The sequence below is a fragment of the Arthrobacter sp. I3 genome, assembly GCF_000520575.1.
Lineage (GTDB): Bacteria > Actinomycetota > Actinomycetes > Actinomycetales > Micrococcaceae > Arthrobacter > Arthrobacter humicola_A.
In genome coordinates this window covers 1-17479 of record NZ_AZSB01000492.1, presented here as the reverse complement: position 1 = coordinate 17479, position 17479 = coordinate 1, and the positions used below count along the sequence as shown (strand labels likewise).

Genomic DNA, 17479 nt, shown 5'->3' with positions numbered 1-17479 from the left:
ATCCCGGACAAAAACCACAGCAATATCTAGTGAAGGGGTAGCCGGAGCATATCCGGCAGACCGATGTCCGCCGGGGACAGTTCCGGCCTTGCCCGGAGCAAGCGGAGCGGGTGCCGGAAGGACCGGCCTGACCAGGCCGTGTCGGCGGCGACTTCCACCACCACCGGTTCCACCAGTGTCAGCAACCACCGGTTCCCTGTCGCGGTTGAACCGGTCCAGGGCCGTGCCCTTCACTGTGACGGGCCACGGATGCTGTTGCCGGGGCGGCTCCAGCCGCCGCGCCAGCTCGCGGGCGGAGGCGGTTTTCAGCGGCGCGGAGCGGCCGACGATCCGCAGTTCGCCGTCCAGGGCCAGGCCCGCCACGACCTCGGCGGGCCCGGTGATCGGTCCGATGACCGCCCCGCAGACGACTTCCACGGTTTCCCGGTGCTTGAGCTTCAGCCACGAGCTGGCTCCCCGGGGTGTACGGCTGGTCGCTGTCTTTGATGACGAGGCCTTCGAACCCGGTGTGGGGCAACTCTTCGAACCACCGGGCCGCCTCGTCCGGATCGGTGCTGGCGGGGGAGAGCGCGCGCGCTGTGCGCATCACCCAGCTCAGATCCCGCAGCCACCGGAACGCGCCGACCCGGGCGGGCCTGACGGTCCCGGCCGTGAAGCGATCCTTTCGAAAACCAGCCTTGAAGGCACGGGGTTCGGTAGGGTCAGGTCATGATCCAAACCGCGGCCGTACCGGCGCTGACGTCCTATCACTGGCTCGGCATCCCGATCGCCGCCGCAGGGGCGGTCCTGCTTGCCCTCGGGACACTGTTCCAGCACAAAAGCATCGAAGCCCAGGGCCCGGCGCCGGGGCGGGCCGCCGGAAGCATGGGCGGCGGCCGCCTTCAGGCCCTCCTGCGGAAACCGGTATGGCTGGGCGGGACAGCCATGCTCGGAGCGGCAATACTCCTGCAGCTGACAAGCCTGAGGTTCTCGCCACTGATCATCGTGCAGCCAATCGGCGCTGTCGCCCTGGTCGTAACCACCTTGGCCACAGCCCGGAGGGCCCGCAGGTCCCCGGGGCGCCGGGCCTTGACGGCCGTAACGTTGTGTGTCGGCGGGGTGGGTGCGTTCGTCGCTGTCGCGGCCGTGTCCGCGCAGGATGTTCAGATCAGCGACCGGCACCTCATCACGATCCTGGCCCTGCTTGGCATCGTCCTCGCCGCACTGGCAACGGGTTTCGGGCTCTGGCGGCGCCGATGGGGCGCCGTAGTCTTTACCGCCGGCGCCGGGATCCTGTTTGGGTTCGTCGCGGCCCTCGCCAAGACCGTCATCGCCCGGCTGGTCCAGGGTGACTTCGAATGGCTGTCCCTGACCTGCCTCGCGGGGCTGGTCATCGCCGCCCTGTCCGGAACGTTCCTGGTCCAGAACGCACACACCCGCGGCACACCTGAACTCGTCGTCGCCGGGCTGACAGTTATCGATCCCCTCGTCGCCGTCACGCTCGGCATCGTCATCCTCGGAGAAGCCGACACCGCCCCGCCACTGGCAATCATCGCTTTCGTCCTCGCCGGCGCAACAGCCATCGCCGGAGTCATCCTCCTCGCAACGGTCAGGAAGGCACCGGTATCCACACACCTCTCGCCGTGAAGGCCGCGCAGCGTGAGCCCCGCCGGGCGCCCTGCATGCAGGGACCTCAGCACGTTGGAGACTGTCCCTTTTGGCTCGCCGTGGACGCTCCGTGAATTCCCTGACGCAGAGCGCCCGCTCCGAGGTCCACGGCGCGGGCGTGATATATCAGGCACGGGCGGCGCTGCGGGGGCCGCGGACACACGCCCTCGGCTTCGGGCTGAGGGCTGGGGCGGCACGGCCGCGGTGGCGCTGCTTCATTTGTCGACGGTGCGGGCCGGGCGCCGCCTCGTGAGGAGCTCTGTTGAGGCATACCCCGCGGCCAGGACGACCATGCTGCCCAGCCATCCGGCTGTCAGGAACACCAAAAGCATCCGGTCCCTGTCCTCATAGGGAGCTAGTGACTGCCCCGCCACGATGACCTTTCCTGCCGCCGAGCGCGCAACCACCGCCATGCGCAATCCCGGCTCTGGCTGCCAGGTAACGGCGTCGCTGCCGGCGGTTCTTGCTGTCTGAAGCACGCCGGCGGGCAGTGCGGGAAGGGTCCCGTGGAGGGTAGCGGTTCCCGACACGGGCTGATCATCGGGTCCGTAAGTGATGACAAAGATTCCGCTCTCTGGATTGAGTTCCACACGCGGGGGCGGCACCGTCTCCGCTCCGAGGGTCTGCAGCTGAGCGGCGGCGGCCGCCGCGGGCGCGTCATTGGCCGTCCGGCGCCCGAGCTGTTGAAAGGACGCATAGACGCTGCCAAAAATGAGGGAGACGACGACGGCGGCCGTCAGCCACGCGATCGACATGCGGGTTGCGTTCATACCGCGCATTATCCGGCCCCATCCAGACCCCGGGCAATCGCTGAAGGCGGCGGACCGAGGCTCGACTCGGGGATCGGTGTGTGCCTTGCTGATCCTTGCGATTAAACCGCCATCCCGAACGAACAGTCACAATCAGGCCACCTCCGTCGTTGCCGTCGTGCATTGCGAGAGACGCCTCGTGTCCCAAGGGTTTCGAGACAGCCTGGAATGGAGCGTTTAGGGCACCTTCACCGGGCAGTTTTGCGGGCGGGTCCTATGGGACTCAGCAAGGGCCGGAATGGAGGGTCCTGGAAAAGCGCAACAGGTGGCGCTCTGGCGGCCGGTGGGGGACCGGCTAATGCGGCATGTGTTCCGTCGTTCTGAGCGGTGGAAACCGGAAAATGGAGTGGCAGTCGCAGGAGCGCTCTTGATGTCCTACGCGCGGGCAGGTCGTTGCCCGGCCTAGTGAACCTGATCGCTCCAGGCTACGTGTGATCATTGTGGCCAGTAAGTCCGGCCCGCAGGTACGGGAAGTCAGGAATCGATCATGAATAAGAGCATCGGACTTGTGGTCCTGGCGGGTGCCGTGGGGGTGGCCGTGCTCACCGGGTGCGGGTCGTCGCCGGGCGGCGGGTCGTACCAGCCGGGCACGTCATCGTCCGGTTCTTCGTCGGCGGGTGCGGGGGCAACTTCTGGTTCGGCGACGCCCACCCCGGGCGTGTCCGCCGCACCGGTCCTGAAGACTGCCAGCACTTCCCTGGGCACCATCGTGGTTGATGCCAAAGGAATGACCGTCTACGTGTTCGACAATGACACGGCGAATTCGGGCAAGAGTACCTGTAATGCCGGCTGCTCCCCGACTTGGCCTGCGGTCAAGGCCGCGTCCTCGACGCCCCCGGTAGCCGGCGTAACGGGCATGGTTGGTACCATCAGCCGGGATGACGGCACGGTGCAGGTGACCATCAACGGCCTGCCGGTGTATACCTTTGCGAACGACGCCGCAGCCGGCGATGTGAAGGGCCAGGGAGTCGGTGGAATCTGGTGGGCCGTTGCGCCGGGCGGTGGCAAGGTCGCGGGTTCAACCTCAGGGTACTGACCCGGAGGGCCGGCGAATGCAGCAGCCGCATCGGCGCTGCCGGTCACCACGGATTCCTGCGGACAACATTCAAATCCCTCGCGGCGCCCCGCACTGTGGTCAGCCAGCACCTGGTATAGCTCCGCCTCAGCCGCCTTTGGTTGATACCCGCAAAGATGGCCGGCACATCATCTACTCCCTGCGCGACGGGCACCTCATCCGGCTCATCCACGAAGCCATCAACCACGCAGACCATGTTGTCACCGGAGAGGCCCGTCACGGATGAGCAGCCGGGCAATGCCATGATGAATCAGTGACTATCGCAAAAACGAGCCTGCTGTTCGTCCTGGCCGCGGCGGCCGAGATCGGCGGGGCCTGGCTGGTGTGGCAGGCAGTCCGCGAGGGTAAGGAATGGTGGTGGGCCGGGCTCGGGGTAGTCGCCCTGGGTGTCTACGGTTTTGCCGCGACCTTGCAGCCTGACGCCCACTTTGGCCGGATCCTCGCCGCCTACGGAGGCGTGTTTGTGGCCGGATCCCTGGCCTGGGGCATGATCTTCGACGGCTTCCGACCAGACCGGTGGGATATCACCGGCTCGGTGATCTGCCTGCTCGGAGTGGCCGTGATCATGTTCGCTCCGCGTAACGTCAGCTGATCCTGCTTCCAGTACAAAATTGCATGAATACACGCTCCGATGTACTTTTGGGTTATGGAAACCCTCACGCACGCCCCGGTGCTGGCCCGGTGCTGGCCCGGTTCGGCTACGCGGTCTCGGATCCGACCCGGGCTCGGATTCTGCTGGCCTTGGCGGATGCGCCCGCGTACCCGTCGGACCTAGCCGATTCCTTGGGGGTCTCGCGGCAGAGCATGTCTAATCACCTGACATGCCTGCGGGGCTGCGGTCTCGTGGTGGCCGTTCCGGATGGCCGACGGACCCGGTATGAGCTCGCCGACGCCCGGTTGGGCCATGCGATCAGGGATCTGATTGGTGTGGTGCTGGCTGTCGATCCTGCCTGTTGCGCCCCTGACGGGACGTGCCTGGCATGACCACGACAATTCGGCTTGCGCCTACGGCCGTCCGCCGTGCCGCACTGACCCGGCGGATCCGCCTGTTTGCGGCCGCGACGATCACCTACAACATCATCGAGGCCGTCGTCGCGCTCTGGGCCGGGAATGTCGCGGACTCCTCAGCACTGATTGGCTTCGGACTCGACTCGGTGATCGAGGTCGCCTCCGCCGTCGCATTGTCCTGGCAGTTTTCCGCCAAGGACCCTGAACACCGCGAACACCTGACGCTGCGGATCATCGCGCTCTCCTTCTTCGCCCTCGCGGCGTTCGTCACGGTGGACTCGGTCCGCTCCCTGACCGGCGGCGGCGAAGCGCAGCACTCGACGCCGGGCATCGTGATCGCGGCCCTGAGCCTGGCCGTCATGCCGGTCCTGTCCTGGCTTCAGCGCAGGGCCGGGCGGGAACTGGGCTCCAGGACCGCGGTTGCAGATTCCAAGCAGACGCTGCTGTGCACGTACCTCTCCGCGGTCCTGCTGGTGGGACTGGTGCTGAACAGCACGCTGGGCTGGTGGTGGGCCGACGCCTGCGCAGCCCTCGTCATCGCCGCGATCGCCGTCCGCGAAGGCATCAACGCCTGGCGCGGCGAGGTCTGATGCTCAGTCCCGCACAGTGACGATGCGCCCGACGCCGAAACGGACGATTGCTGCACCGCCCCTGAAATGGGCGCGGGTGGGAGCCACGACGGCGGCCGGGATGATTCGGACGCACGCGTACCACCGACGATGGACGCTGAGGAGGCCGAGCCTTCAGGCTGCTGCGAAGGCTGCGGTTCCGGTCCTGAACCGAAGAATGTCAGTCTGTCCCTGGGCCCGAGGATCGGCTGAGCCATGGACTACGAACTGCGCACCATCCCGGGCTGCCCGAACAGCGGACCGGCCCTGGAACTGTTCCGTCAAGCCCTGGCAGCCGAAGGAAAAGACATCCGACGCGTAACGGTCCGTGAGGTAACGTCCGAGGACGAGGCTGAGGCACTGCGTTTCCACGGTTCACCGTCCTTCATCGCGGACGGACGGGTCTTGTTTCCTTCCGAGTCCGCACCTGCCCTGAGCTGCCGCGTGTATCGCTCGGAGGACAGGATGGCGGGGCTTCCCTCCGCCGAGTTGCTGCGCACCGCCATGCGCGGCGCCGACACACAAGCATGAGCGATCGGCAGTCCAGACTGGACCACCCCGCCGGCCAGCAGGCCTTTCCCCGACACTCACACCCTCGAGGTACCCCATGAGCGGACATGACCACGACCACGGCGCTACCGCAACCAGTCACCGGGGCAAACTGATCGTTGTCTTCTGTATCACTTTCGCCGTGATGGTCGCGGAAATCATCGGCTCGGTCCTCACCGGCAGCCTGGCGCTGCTGGCCACATGCTCACCGACTCGGCCGGGCTGCTAATCGCCCTGATCGCCGCGTCGCTGGCCCTAAAACCGGCCACTCTCAAGCGCACCTGGGGCTACAAGCGTGCCGAAATCGTCGCGGCCGCCGGGCAGGCGGCCCTGCTGCTGGGCGTTGGCGGATTCGTCATCATCGAAGGAATCCGCAGGCTTCTGGAGCCGCCGGAGATCGCCGGATCCACGATGCTCTGGTTCGGCGTCATCGGCCTGGCCGGCAACGCCGTCGGTCTGATCGTTCTGTCCTCGGGCAGGAACCACAACTTCAACATGAAGGCCGCGTTCCTGGAAGTCCTCAACGACGCCCTGGGATCCGTGGCCGTCATCGCTGCGGCCATCATCATCGCAGTCACCGGCTGGGTCCAGGCCGACGCAATCGTGTCCCTGCTGATCGGTGTGCTGATCATTCCCCGCACGCTGAAGCTGCTCCGTGACACGGCCAACGTGCTGATGGAAAACGCCCCGGCCGGCCTGGACCTGGCCAAAGTCCGTGAACACATCCTCGCCCTGCCGCACGTCATCGACGTCCACGATCTGCACGCCTCCCTTGTGGCTTCGGGCACACCGGTCCTTTCTGCCCATGTCACCGTCGAAGACACCTGCATGACCGACGGGCACGCCGCCATCATCCTGGCGGACCTGCAGCGCTGCGTGGCCGAACACTTCGACGTCAGCGTCGAACATTCAACCTTCCAGATCGAACCGGCCGCCCACCGCGACCAGGAAAGCTTGCCGCACTGATGACACAGACACCCACAACGACAGCCCCCACCCGAAACCCACTGACAATGCAAGGAAAGTCCGCACTGTCCTCTGGATACTGCTGGGGGCCATCGTCGCCGCCGGCGTGATCTGGTACGCGGTGTTCACCTCAACCAAGCCCGCCCCTCCGGCGGTGCAGCAGGCCGCGGATGCGCAGCTGGTCCGTCAGGACAGCCACCGCGTCACGTCCCCGGCCACCGAGAAGGCGCAGCTGGTGGAATTCCTGGACTTTGAATGCGAGTCCTGCCGCGCCGCGGAACCCCTCGTGCAGGAACTGAAGAATGAATACGGCGACCGGATCACTTTCGTCCACCGCTACTTCCCGCTCCCCGGCCACCGGAACTCCGGCACTGCCGCGCTGGCTGTCGAGGCCGCCGCGCAACAGGGCAAGTACGAACAGATGTACGCGAAGATGTTCGAAACCCAGCCGCAGTGGGGCGAAAAGAAGGACTCCCAGGCGGCCCTGTTCAGGACCTTCGCCCAGGACCTGGGATTGGATATGAACGCCTACGACGCCGCCGTGGCCGATGAAAAGACCAAGGACCGGATCCGCAAAGACGTCGCCGATGGCAGCGCCCTGGGCGTGACCGGAAGCCCCACGTTCTTTCTCAACGGCGAGAAGCTCGTCCTCAACAGCGAGCAGGAGTTCCGGCAGAAGCTAACCGACGCCGCCAAGTAGTAGCACTAGGGGTAAATGCCGGCCCGGGAGATCGCGATACGTGGATTCCTAATCGGACCTCGGTTGCCTTGGCCACTCCCTCAGTCGATTCCTGAAGCATAAAAGAATATCCACGGGTATAAAGATTTCCTTATACCGGCTCATATTCTTCTATAGACTGTCGGGGTGGACTCCGATCTGAACCCCTTTGCCCCCGGCTCAGGCCTCAAGCCGCCAGCGCTGGAGGGCCGAGAAACAGAAATCGAGGCGTTTGACCGTCTGATTGTCAGGACCAAACGCCAGGCCACCGAGCGGGGAATGCTCCTGTCCGGGCTCCGGGGCGTCGGGAAGACCGTGCTGCTGAACAACTTCGCCGCCCAGGCTGAGCGGCATGACTGGTTCGTTGTGCAGATCGAGGCCCAGCCCTCCCCGGATGGCCAGAAGGCAACACGGCAAAAACTGGCGCGGGCGATCGAGGCGGGGGCCAGGAGGTTGCGCACCAGGTCCGCCTGGGACTACGTGAAGGATGTCCTGGGCAGCATCGGTTCCTTCAATGTCACCCTTGGCGTGACGGGAGTGTCAGCCACCCTTGGTGCCACGGAAGGCCGGGCGGACTCGGGGAACCTGGACATCGACCTCGAGGAGCTCGTCGAAGACATTGCCACGGCCATGGGCAAAACCCGCAGCGGCTTCGGGGTTTTCATCGACGAGATGCAGGACCTGGACGACGAGCTGTTGGGTGCGCTGATTTCGGTCCAGCATATGGCCGGCCAGAAGGGCTGGCCGTTCTTTATCATCGGCGCAGGGCTGCCCAACCTGCCCGGAAAGCTCGCCGCTACGAGATCCTACTCTGAACGCCTCTTTGACTACCGCACCATCGGAGCCCTTGACCACACATCTGCGGCAGATGCCATCAGCCTCCCTATGAACCGGCTGGGTGCCCATCTGGATGCGGATGCCCTTCGGGCGCTCGTCACGGCAGCGGACGGGTATCCCTTCTTTCTGCAGGCCTACGGCAAGGCCGTGTGGGACGTATCGTCCAGCAAGACGGTCAATCTTGACGACGCCCGGCTGGCCGTCGAAATAGGGACTGAACAACTCGACGCGGGCTTTTTCAGGTCACGCTGGCAACGGGCAACGCCGGCGGAACGCCAGTATCTGCGCGCCATGGCCGAAGACCACGACGAAGCCTCATCCACCGCGCGGGTGGCTGCGCGGCTCCACCGGGCAGCCAGCCAGCTGACCGTCGCCCGATCCAGCCTCATCTCCAAAGGCCTCATCTACGCCCCTGATCATGGCGCCGTCCGCTTCACCGTTCCCGGCATGTCAGGCTTCATCAGCCGCCAGTTCGAAGAGTAGCCGGGGAAGATTTGGAACCGGTTCGCAGGGCCGGGCCGCGCACGCACCTTCGGCTGCCAGGCCGCCGGCCGCACCGCTAACCCGTCAATCGTTCCTTGCGCATGCGCACCTATCGGGGCGGCTGGCTGAGGCTCAGCTGTCGGGCGTGGAAGTCGAAGTGGAGTGTGGGGTAGGCGTAGACCTCGTTGAGTGTCATGGTCGGGGCGAAGAACGGGTCCCACCTGTCCGGGAACGGCATTGATCTTGATAGCGACGTGGAGCTTACGCGTTCCAGTCGGCGCGCTATGGCGGTGATGGTCTTGTCGAGTTTCCGGCCCATCCGTTGCCTGTTGTAGACGAGGGCTGCGGCCCGGGAGCCCCAGTAGTTCACGACGTCGAACGGGCGCGTTCCGGAGTTCAGAACGGCGGCGAAGGCCTTGCCGGCGGGCGTAGGGAGCCTGCTGATGACGTGAACCATCGGAAGCAGGGCGCGGACGACCATGTAGCCGAAAACCATGTGAAAGAGCAGTTCCTCATTGGTCCACCGGGTTCCGCTACTCCCTCGTCGAAGAGCCGCGGCCGTCGCCCCCTCCAGCCAGGCGTCAAGGGCCTGGCGGGCGCGGTCGTAGCCGGCCAGGATGTCCGCCTTGGTTGGTTCCACGTCGTGCCGGCCCATCTTCAGGGCTGAATCCGGCCGCGGTCCGGGTGTGTCCATGATTCGCTGCGCATGGCTTCATTATGGGTTGCGACACGGCGAGGCCGGAGCGTTTGACTGCAATAGGGGCAAAGACAGTATTCGCTGATCACGTGAGGCAGAGCCGGAGACGTGGCTGTTCAGATGGCCGGGGACCGGCGTTCGATCAGGACCGTGTCGCGCCAGTGCCCGTTGAGCGGCCCGTAGGTCATGCGGGCGATGCGGCGCCTGCGCCCGACGACGGTGTAGCCGTTGGCGAGGTGGAGTTTGAGGCTGGCTTCGTTTTCGGGAAAGACGCTGGCCTGGATGGTCCAGATCCCGTCGCTCTCTGTCGACTCTGCCAGGGCCCGCAGCAGCGCTCCGCCCAGGCCGAGCCCGCGTGCATCGGCCCCGACATAGACCGAGGCAAAGTCACCGTCCAAGGACGGTCGGGGGTACGGGCGCTGCGACCGACTTTGTCCGGCGACCGGGAGCGCGGGTCAGGCTAAGCACTCAGTGCAGAAATGGTGGCCGCTTGCCGTTCCCGGGTGGGCGATGGGCGCCGGTACTCGTCGCTGTTGGTCTCGTTTGCGCGGCAGCCGCGCTCTTGCTTGTGGCGCGGTTGGTCGTCCCAGGGCGACGTACAGCAGGGCTGTTCGGTACCCGGCTCACCGCGCGCTGAGGGATCCCTGGTGCCCCGCAGAGGACGATGACGCGCCACATCGTGTTGCGATAAACAGGCCGGACAACTCTGCGATTCCCAGGGGAGTGTTGCGTTTTATCGGAAGATCAGCAGCGGGAGGAGGATGAGGAGTCCGGTGAAGAAGAGCACGCTGCGGAGCCATGCACCGACGGATTCGGCGGTCCTGACCAGTGCCGGGTCCGCGGGGGCCTGGACGTTGTAGAGCGCCGCCGCCACCCTCACCTGTAGCGGACTACCTCCCGGCGGAAGACGAACCAGATCCCCGCCAGGAGCAGCATCCCGAGTCCAAGGTCCACACTGATTCCTGTTCCTGCTGAATCGATCCCTGCCCCGGGGACCAAAACGACGTATAGGCCCGCGGCAGCCAGGAATACGCACCCTGCGAGACTTAGCTTCCTGCGCCGCCGGGCCCAACCGCTGCGGTTGCGCTGCAAAGGAGCACGACCGGCGATGAACCCCAATGCCATGGCCAGTGCCAGGAGCGAGGCGCCGGACAGGACCATCAGGGGCTCGCGCACGGAAATCCTCCCGGATATTCAATTGGCCGGATCATGGGTGGCGTCCGCTTGAAAACAGCATCGGCGGAACTCCCGGGAGTGCAGTTCCCAAGGGTATTGGAGAGTCAGGTTTTCGGGTTGAGTGTTCCGCGGGCGATGCTGTCGGCGGAGTGGGCGGGATTCCCGTTGTAGGGCTGGTCGGAGATGTCGACGATGGGGTATTGGGCCAGGTCGATGCCGGCGGGGATGGTGAAGACGCCGGAGTCATTGGCGAGGACGCCCAGGCTGACCATCTTGGATAGGTCGGCAGAGCCGACCCACACTCCCCGGAATCCGGAGATGTGGTCGTTGGAGAGCCGGATTGTGAGTTGGCGGGTTCCGTCGGGGAGTTGTTTGACCTGTGCGTCTCCGCTCCCGGTGTGCGCGGGCAGGGGAGTCAGGGAAGTTTGGGCGAGGACGATGGCGGCGGGGACCGACTGGGTGGAGGCCGGGGCAGGGGAGCCGGTGTGTCCGAGTACTCCGGCCGCGGTCCATCCGACAGCCGTGCCCAGGACGATGCCGGCGGCAGCGGCGGTAATCCAGAACCCGGGACGGGCACGCCGGTTCTTGGCGGGCCGTAGTGGAGTCGGTGCAGGCTCTGGTTCCTCGCCGTGTCTTGGGGGCGTTTTCTCTGCAGCCGGACTGGTGGGCGGCGTCCCCGCTGACTCGGGAGGCCAGTCGGTTCGCCGGGTCAGGGGGTCCGTCGCGAGGTTCGGGGAGAGGCCGAGGGCCTGATGTATGGCGGTCCAGTTCTGGGTGCCGGGTTTCTCGAGTTCGACGCCCGTGGGATCGAGGGTCGCGATGTGCACGGCGTGCTGCAGGGCCCGGAGCGTTTCGCTGCACTGGGGGCAGGTGGCGAGGTGGCCTGCGTCGGCGTCTGTGCCCAGGGGCTCGCCGAGGGCCATCAGGCTGAGGAGTTCGGCGTCAAGGTGTTCCATGTTCCACCTCCAGGCGGGTGCGCAAACGGGTGAGGCTGCGCCGGATGTGGCTTTTGACGGTGCCGAGCGGCAGGTTCAGGCGCGATGAGATCTGGTCGTGGGTCAGGTCTTCGTAGAATGCCAGCCGCATTATTGTCTGTTGTGGATCCCCTAAGTGTTCCAGTTCTTCGTCCAGGGTCAGGCGGTCGGCGACCTCTTCGACATCGCCGGCATCCGGCCCGGAAGCCGGGTCCGCGACCAGGTGAAGGGCGGTTTGTTCCAGATGACGCTGTCGGGAGCGCACTGATAAGGCGTCGGAGATGGCATTGCGCGTGATCCCGATCAGCCACGCCGGCAGCCGTGCCGCCTCGGGCCGGTAGCTGGTCCGTGATTTCCAGGCCCGGATGAAGACCTCCTGGGTGACGTCGTCGGCGGCGGCACGCTCTCCCAGGGATCGCAGCGCCAGCGTGTAAACCAGCGGACTAAACCGTCGGTAGGCCTCGGCGAGGACGCGTTCGTCGCCGCCGGCAAACGCCTGATCGAGACCGGGGTCCCAATCATGCGCGGCGGCAGCCTCCATGGGGTGCTCCTTTGAGCGGCAACAGACCGTGTTGAACCACATTATGCCGCTCACCCCGGGGCTCCGCCATGGCCGGGCCGGGTCAGCCGTCCGGGTGGTCACGGTGGGCGTGCCGGTGGGGCCGCTGTTGACGCGGCCCCACCGGGGAGAGAACCTGGTGGCTGCAGGAGCTGCCGAGGGCTTACTCGTGGTGTTCGTGCCCGTGCGACGAGGAGTCCACGACCTGCACGGCGACGCCGAGGTTGTTCTCGGCCAGGCTGCCCCAGGCGTAGACGATGGTGTTCTTCCCCTCGGCGATCTTGACGTCCGCGGGGCCGATCAGCGGAGCTGTGGTTCCCGCGGCGGCGACCGAGGCGGAGACGGTTCCGGCCTTGAGGGTGAGCATCTTCTGATGCGGGTTGGTGAGGCCTTCAATGACTGCGGTCCTGCCGGCCAGAACATCGACGGCGGGGGCGGCAGCGACGTGGCGGACGGTCAGCTTGCCCTTTCCGTCCGGGCTGGCCGAGGTGTCATTGGTGAACAGGGTGGCCGTGGGCTTGCCGTTGGCGGCCAGGTGCGCGACCGCCGTGTAGTCCCGGCCGGCTTCCAGGTCCACTGTGACCGGGCCGATCACGGGGTTGTCGGCGCTGGTGGCATCGGCCCCCGTGATTGCAATCTTGTGGTCACCGTCGGGGACGTTCAACGGCCCGGCCAGTGTGCCCGGCGTGAAGTTGTCCAGGGTGAGTTTGCCGTCGACCCAGACGTCCACGGTCAGGCCCGGGACGCCATGGAGGACGGACAGTTTCGCTGTCCCCTCGTCGCGGTGATGCCAGGTGCCGGCCTGGGCCGGGGCGGCCAGGGCCAGTGCTGCCAGCAGCGTCATTGCTCCGGCAGCTGCAGAAAGTGTTTTACGCATTTCCAACTCCTCATCGGGGCCCGCATGGGGGCCGTGGTGGTGCTTACACCCTTACTACCGGCCGGAGGCCCTGCCCGGATGCACCCGTACGGAAATTTCTTTGGACTGCCGTGCTTGGTGGCTTCGGCTGCACGGCGCGGGGGCATGGTTCCGCGGTCAACGACGCAGCCGGCCCGGGTTACCCCGGGAACGCTGACCAGGTTGACGAGATAGTCGAAGCCTCTCCGGATTGCAGTTGGCGTGGGGTTTCCGCGCCCGGTACCCGGCAACCGGCAGGCCCGACGGAACGGCGAACTGTTCGGCTACGGAACCTACGTCGAAGGCGACACCTCCACCTATTGGTTCCGCTCCCAGGACGCCTGCTTCGAAGCGATCACCGCCGAGGTGTTCTTCCACTGGGCCTCCGGCCAGTCCGACGGGCCGGACAACCTCCCCGCCACCGCCGCCGGTCTGCCGGACCAGGACCGCAAGCCCTACCCCGGGTGGACAGACTAAAAGCTCCCTGGGTTTCCCGGCCACTTACGGCCGGGGCGCCGGAGTGACACGCCAACACCCGTTGACAACATCATTGAGATTCCTCCGGATTCTAGGCGTCCGCTCCACCCCGTCTAGCCCCGGTCGTTCCTCCCGGGGCCTGCGGTGCAGGAATTTCCCTCCGGCGCTCCTGCGTCGCTNCCTGCGTCGCTGATTTCCTCCGGGAATTTCCTTCCCCTTGCCCACGGTAGACAGGCCTCCGTCGGCCGCCGAGCAAGCAAGCTTGCCAGCAACAAAAAACGACTGTGAGTCTTGCAGTGGCTGGTCTGGGACTAGCTGGCAGTGTTGATGCCGGACACACGTACGCCATCATCGAGGCCAGTACCAAGCGACGGGTCGCGTGCGAGCAGTTCCCGACCACCCCGGCCGGTGTTTCCCGCGCACTTGCCTGGGTAGGCCGACGGACAGACGGCGACATGGCCTGTCTATGGGCCGCAGAGGGTATCGGCTCCTACGGGGCACGGCTGGCCCGGGCAGTAGCCGACGCCGGCTACGACGTCGCCGAAGCTCCACGGATGAACGCCCGAGGGCGCCGCGCGATCGGCAAATCCGACCCGCTGGACGTCGCCGCCATCGGGACCCGCTGTCGTCGGCTTAGAGGAGTCCCAGCTTCGAGCCCCGCGCCGGCATGAAGGAACTCGTGCCGGACTCAGGATCCTGAGCGCAGCCCGGGATCAGTTGACCCGGGACCGAACAATGAATGTCAATGCACTCATCGCCCTACTCCGGGCACACGATCTGGGAATCGACGCTCGAAAACCGCTGGTCCCGGCCGAGATCGCCACGATCACCAGATGGCGGGAACGAGACGAGCAGATCGAACTATCGATCGCGCGCGAGGAAGCTGTTCGGTTGGCGCGCCGCGTTCTCGAAGTGACCACTCAGCTGACTGCGAACCAGAAGCGCATGACAGAGCTGATCCAGCAAAGCCCCGCGGCGTCGCTGTTGGAGATGGTGGGCGCCGGGGCTGTCACGGTCGCCACCGTCCTGACAGCCTGGTCGCATCCAGGAAGGGTTCGCAGCGAAGCTGCTTTCGCCTCACTGGCAGGGGTGAATCCCTTGCCAGCCTCAAGCGGTAACACCGTTCGGCACAGGCTCAACCGGGGTGGTGATAGGCGCCTCAACCGAGCCTTGCACACCATCACCATGACCCGAATGGCCCACGACCCCGGAACACGGGACTACGTCGCCAAACGCACCCAAGAAGGCCGCAGCAACCGCGAAATCCGCAGATCCCTCAAGCGCTACATCGCCCGAATCCTCTACCGCCAGCTCAACACCCTTTACGCCGCCGCGGAACCGGCCCCATCCCACGTTGCCGGGGCAAATCCTTTCCCGCAATAGGAGCGCACGAAGGTGCGGTTGAGCATGCCGGGCTTCGGTTTGAGTTACGGTTCAGGTGGTGTCCGGTAAAGGATCCCTGACCGGGGCACATGTCGATTGCCTAATAAGTGGCACTTGACGAACCTTGGGCCACAACGTGGGTCGCATTCGGCAACGCGCCACTGAGGGGCACCCTCCTCCTAGCCTCGGCCGTATTCGGTGAACGCCTGCCCTAAAGTGTCCTCAAGTGGAGGGTTTCCCCGGAGGTCAGGTCTGTTCGAGGAGTTGATGGTAGAGCGCTCGGGTCCTCGGGCTGGGCGAGACGCCGAGCTGGTCGCGGAGAAGGTCGGACAGCAGGCCGTACACGGTCAGCGCCTCGGCCAGGTTGCCCTGGGCCGCGTGAGCCTGCATCAGGTAGCGATGGCCGCTTTCGCGCAGAGGGTCCAGGGCGATGAGCCGGCGGCCGGCACGCAGCGCACCGGTGAGTTCGGCGCCGCCGATGCCGAGCTCGGTGGCGGCGTAACATTCCAGGGCCCGCAGCCGGATCTCGGCGAGCTGGTTGCGGGTCTGGTCGATCCAATCGGCATCCTCGCCGGGCAGGAATCCGCGTTCGGCGACGAACAAGGCGACCAGAACCGGTCCCCAGGCACGGGTCCAGTCCTGCTGAGCAACGGCGGACTCGGCGCGGTGAATTGCCTCCACGGCAGCTTCGAGGTCGATCCACGCGTCGGGAAGGTGAAGCTGGACAGTGACGCGTCCATCCACCGCGTCCGGGCCGAAAACGTGGCGAAGCTTAGAGATCAACGAGTTGAGGCGCGCGTCGATCCCGGCGGAATCGGGGGAGCGCCAGAGCGCCTCGACGAGTTCGTCGCGGGCCACCTGACGGTGCCGGTTGACGACGAGATAGGTGAACATCAGGCGCCCTTGACGGCCGGGCAGGCCGTGATCGAGCCTGAGCCCGTCCCGCTCCACAACCAGCGGCCCGCAGATCTGGAGACGCAGCGCTGACTGCCCGGTCATGACACCATGATCGCATGGGTCCTCATTCCGGAGTGGGCCCCACCAGGTTTTGGGAGGTCGTTATGGCGAAGCTCATCCGGTGCGAATGCGGGTTCGTCGTCCGCGGCGACACCGACGAGGAAGTGATCGGAGGGATCCGCGGCCACATCGCCAGCGACCACCCGGCGCTCCTCCGGTCCGTCAGCCGTGAGGATCTGCTGGGGTGGATCCAGGTGGAATAGGCAGACGCTCCGACGCCAATGTAGCGCCAACGTTGTGCCAACTCTGCTCCAACAACGAGCGGGCAGACTGTGGACATGCTCATCGAACCCATCTGGCTGGCAAATCATCTGTACGATCCTGCGGTCCGCGTCGTCGAAGTGGATGTTTCCGCGGCCGCCTTCAATCAATGGCACATCGACGGTGCCGTGCTGTGGAACGTCTACGCCGACCTTAAAGACGAACGGTATCGCCCGGTCGGCAGACAAACCATCGAACGGCTGTTGGCTCGATCGGGCATCGGCCCGGCATCGACGGTCGTTTTCTACGGTTACGCCCCGGCACTCGGCTACTGGCTGCTCAAGCTGTACGGGCACGCCGACGTCCGCATCCTGAACTGCTCCCGCGACGCCTGGTGGGCCGAAGGACATCCCCAGGGCACGTCACCAATCCCTGTGGAGGCGGCACCATACCAGATCAACGAACGGGACCAGCAGCTGTTCGCCGACATGCCGGCCGTGCGGCAGGCCATCGGGCGCGCCGGAACAACGATTCTGGATGTCCGCTCCGAGTCCGAGTACGCCGGTGAGCGGTTCTGGCCCTCCGGCGGAATGGAGCCGGGAGGGCGCGCCGGTCGCATCCCGACGGCTGTCCACCGGCCGTTCAGCAATCTCTACGACCAGAAAGGCGCATTCCGCCCGGTCGACGAGCTGCGCCGGGCGATGCCCGTGCCGGAACTCGAAGGAGAGGACGAGCTGATCACCTACTGCACCGTCGGGGGACGCGCCGCCACCGCATGGTACGTGCTAACCGAAATTCTCGGACGCGAGCGTATCCGGGTCTACGACGGATCCTGGGCCGAATGGGGCCTCCGCCCCGACACCCCGGTCGAGACACCGCACCTCACAGCACACACAGGAGAACGCAGTACCTGAACTCATCCGCAAGAACGGAACGGCAAAACCGCCATTTCAAACAGTGATTTAATCGCCATTCCGGGATAACAGTCACAGATAGAATCCGGCACTGAGTTTTCGCTACCAAAAGTCGGGGGCTGCCAATCCTGTGAACGTGTGAATCGCAGGGTTATATGGCTCGTTTTTCACTGCGCTATTTGGCGTACTCGCTATCCTGGCCCGTCCCGTTAGCGGATCCCTTACCGGACACATGCCGATTCGCATGCGGCAGAGAGTCGATATTCACTGCGCTGCTCCGCATCTTGCCCCCCGAGGCTCCTGGGTGGAGCATTGGGGCAGCAAAACGCGCGGAGGGAACTGTGATGGAAGCCAAGCGGGCCTAAGCGACGCGGTGCCCGGGATTTCGCGTCGGATGCTCGCCTTCCTCGATACCGCCGCTCGCGAACACTGGGGGGCTCCGTTGCTGTCAGCGGACAACGATCCATCGGAAGGGGTGTCTTCGAT

Annotated in this window: 18 protein-coding genes and 5 pseudogenes; 14 read left to right on the top strand and 9 right to left on the bottom strand. The window is 65.6% G+C overall.

The genetic code is table 11. From position 1 onward, the window contains the following. Positions 1-708 precede the first annotated feature (708 nt). The gene (locus Y706_RS0101485; protein ID WP_028275195.1) at positions 709-1626 is read left to right on the top strand and encodes a DMT family transporter; all 918 of its coding nucleotides are present in this window, start codon (positions 709-711) and stop codon (positions 1624-1626) included. A 236-nt stretch (positions 1627-1862) separates the two neighbouring features. Here Y706_RS0101485 and Y706_RS0101480 read toward each other — a convergent pair whose 3' ends face one another. Further along, entirely contained in the window at positions 1863-2417 is a 555-nt protein-coding gene (locus Y706_RS0101480; protein ID WP_028275194.1) for a hypothetical protein, read from the bottom strand. 526 nt (positions 2418-2943) lie between these two features. Between Y706_RS0101480 and Y706_RS0101475 the strand changes: the two genes are divergently transcribed. From Y706_RS0101475 to Y706_RS0101435, 9 genes and pseudogenes are all read left to right on the top strand, one after another. Beyond that, positions 2944-3492 carry a COG4315 family predicted lipoprotein gene (locus Y706_RS0101475; RefSeq protein ID WP_028275193.1) on the top strand — a complete coding sequence of 183 codons (549 nt, stop codon included), beginning with the start codon at positions 2944-2946 and terminating at the stop codon, positions 3490-3492. A gap of 80 nt (positions 3493-3572) precedes the next feature. Beyond that, positions 3573-3757: pseudogene (locus Y706_RS29920) on the top strand (helix-turn-helix domain-containing protein); the annotation flags it as partial. 27 nt (positions 3758-3784) lie between these two features. Then, on the top strand, positions 3785-4123 hold the full coding sequence (locus tag Y706_RS0101465; RefSeq protein ID WP_028275192.1) for a YnfA family protein: 339 nt from the start codon (positions 3785-3787) through the stop codon (positions 4121-4123). 54 nt (positions 4124-4177) lie between these two features. Next, positions 4178-4515: pseudogene (locus Y706_RS0101460) on the top strand (winged helix-turn-helix domain-containing protein). After that, positions 4512-5126: pseudogene (locus Y706_RS22980) on the top strand (cation transporter); the annotation flags it as partial. The pseudogenes Y706_RS0101460 and Y706_RS22980, both read left to right, overlap by 4 nt. Before the next feature lie 237 nt (positions 5127-5363). Beyond that, positions 5364-5678, top strand: coding sequence for a hypothetical protein (locus tag Y706_RS0101450; protein WP_028275190.1), 315 nt, complete (start codon positions 5364-5366; stop codon positions 5676-5678). 76 nt (positions 5679-5754) lie between these two features. Then, positions 5755-6662: pseudogene (locus Y706_RS22975) on the top strand (cation diffusion facilitator family transporter). 76 nt (positions 6663-6738) lie between these two features. Then, on the top strand, positions 6739-7362 hold the full coding sequence (locus tag Y706_RS22970; RefSeq protein WP_043434108.1) for a DsbA family protein: 624 nt from the start codon (positions 6739-6741) through the stop codon (positions 7360-7362). A gap of 165 nt (positions 7363-7527) precedes the next feature. Then, complete coding sequence (locus Y706_RS0101435; protein WP_028275189.1) at positions 7528-8700, top strand: ATP-binding protein; 1173 nt, start codon at positions 7528-7530, stop codon at positions 8698-8700. Between the two features lie 109 nt (positions 8701-8809). On the opposite strand, the gene Y706_RS0101430 is transcribed toward Y706_RS0101435, so the two are convergent. The 7 genes from Y706_RS0101430 to Y706_RS0101400 form a co-directional block, all read right to left on the bottom strand. Continuing rightward, positions 8810-9394: a DinB family protein gene (locus tag Y706_RS0101430; RefSeq protein WP_343213012.1), complete on the bottom strand. Its 585-nt coding sequence runs from the start codon at positions 9392-9394 to the stop codon at positions 8810-8812. Positions 9395-9513: 119 nt separating this feature from the next. After that, positions 9514-9795, bottom strand: coding sequence for a GNAT family N-acetyltransferase (locus Y706_RS22965; protein ID WP_084475846.1), 282 nt, complete (start codon positions 9793-9795; stop codon positions 9514-9516). A 335-nt stretch (positions 9796-10130) separates the two neighbouring features. Next, complete coding sequence (locus Y706_RS28565; protein ID WP_156945029.1) at positions 10131-10277, bottom strand: hypothetical protein; 147 nt, start codon at positions 10275-10277, stop codon at positions 10131-10133. Continuing rightward, positions 10274-10573 carry a hypothetical protein gene (locus Y706_RS0101415; RefSeq protein ID WP_028275187.1) on the bottom strand — a complete coding sequence of 100 codons (300 nt, stop codon included), beginning with the start codon at positions 10571-10573 and terminating at the stop codon, positions 10274-10276. The genes Y706_RS28565 and Y706_RS0101415 overlap by 4 nt, the downstream gene beginning before the upstream one ends. Positions 10574-10677: 104 nt before the next feature. Beyond that, positions 10678-11529: an anti-sigma factor gene (locus tag Y706_RS0101410; RefSeq protein ID WP_028275186.1), complete on the bottom strand. Its 852-nt coding sequence runs from the start codon at positions 11527-11529 to the stop codon at positions 10678-10680. After that, positions 11516-12088, bottom strand: coding sequence for an RNA polymerase sigma factor (locus tag Y706_RS0101405; RefSeq protein WP_028275185.1), 573 nt, complete (start codon positions 12086-12088; stop codon positions 11516-11518). The genes Y706_RS0101410 and Y706_RS0101405 overlap by 14 nt, the downstream gene beginning before the upstream one ends. Before the next feature lie 181 nt (positions 12089-12269). Continuing rightward, entirely contained in the window at positions 12270-12983 is a 714-nt protein-coding gene (locus Y706_RS0101400) for a DUF4397 domain-containing protein (protein ID WP_028275184.1), read from the bottom strand. Positions 12984-13223: 240 nt separating this feature from the next. Between Y706_RS0101400 and Y706_RS22960 the strand changes: the two genes are divergently transcribed. Both Y706_RS22960 and Y706_RS22955 read left to right on the top strand, forming a co-directional pair. After that, positions 13224-13478: a hypothetical protein gene (locus Y706_RS22960; RefSeq protein ID WP_052354973.1), complete on the top strand. Its 255-nt coding sequence runs from the start codon at positions 13224-13226 to the stop codon at positions 13476-13478. A 284-nt stretch (positions 13479-13762) separates the two neighbouring features. Next, positions 13763-14861: pseudogene (locus tag Y706_RS22955) on the top strand (IS110 family transposase). Positions 14862-15107: 246 nt separating this feature from the next. Here Y706_RS22955 and Y706_RS0101385 read toward each other — a convergent pair. Continuing rightward, positions 15108-15860, bottom strand: coding sequence for an AfsR/SARP family transcriptional regulator (locus Y706_RS0101385; protein ID WP_028275183.1), 753 nt, complete (start codon positions 15858-15860; stop codon positions 15108-15110). Between the two features lie 62 nt (positions 15861-15922). Here Y706_RS0101385 and Y706_RS28560 point away from each other — a divergent pair, with 62 nt between their 5' ends. Next, on the top strand, positions 15923-16081 hold the full coding sequence (locus Y706_RS28560) for a DUF1059 domain-containing protein (protein WP_162159048.1): 159 nt from the start codon (positions 15923-15925) through the stop codon (positions 16079-16081). A 75-nt stretch (positions 16082-16156) separates the two neighbouring features. Further along, positions 16157-16993: a sulfurtransferase gene (locus Y706_RS0101375; RefSeq protein ID WP_028275182.1), complete on the top strand. Its 837-nt coding sequence runs from the start codon at positions 16157-16159 to the stop codon at positions 16991-16993. Positions 16994-17479 lie beyond the last annotated feature (486 nt).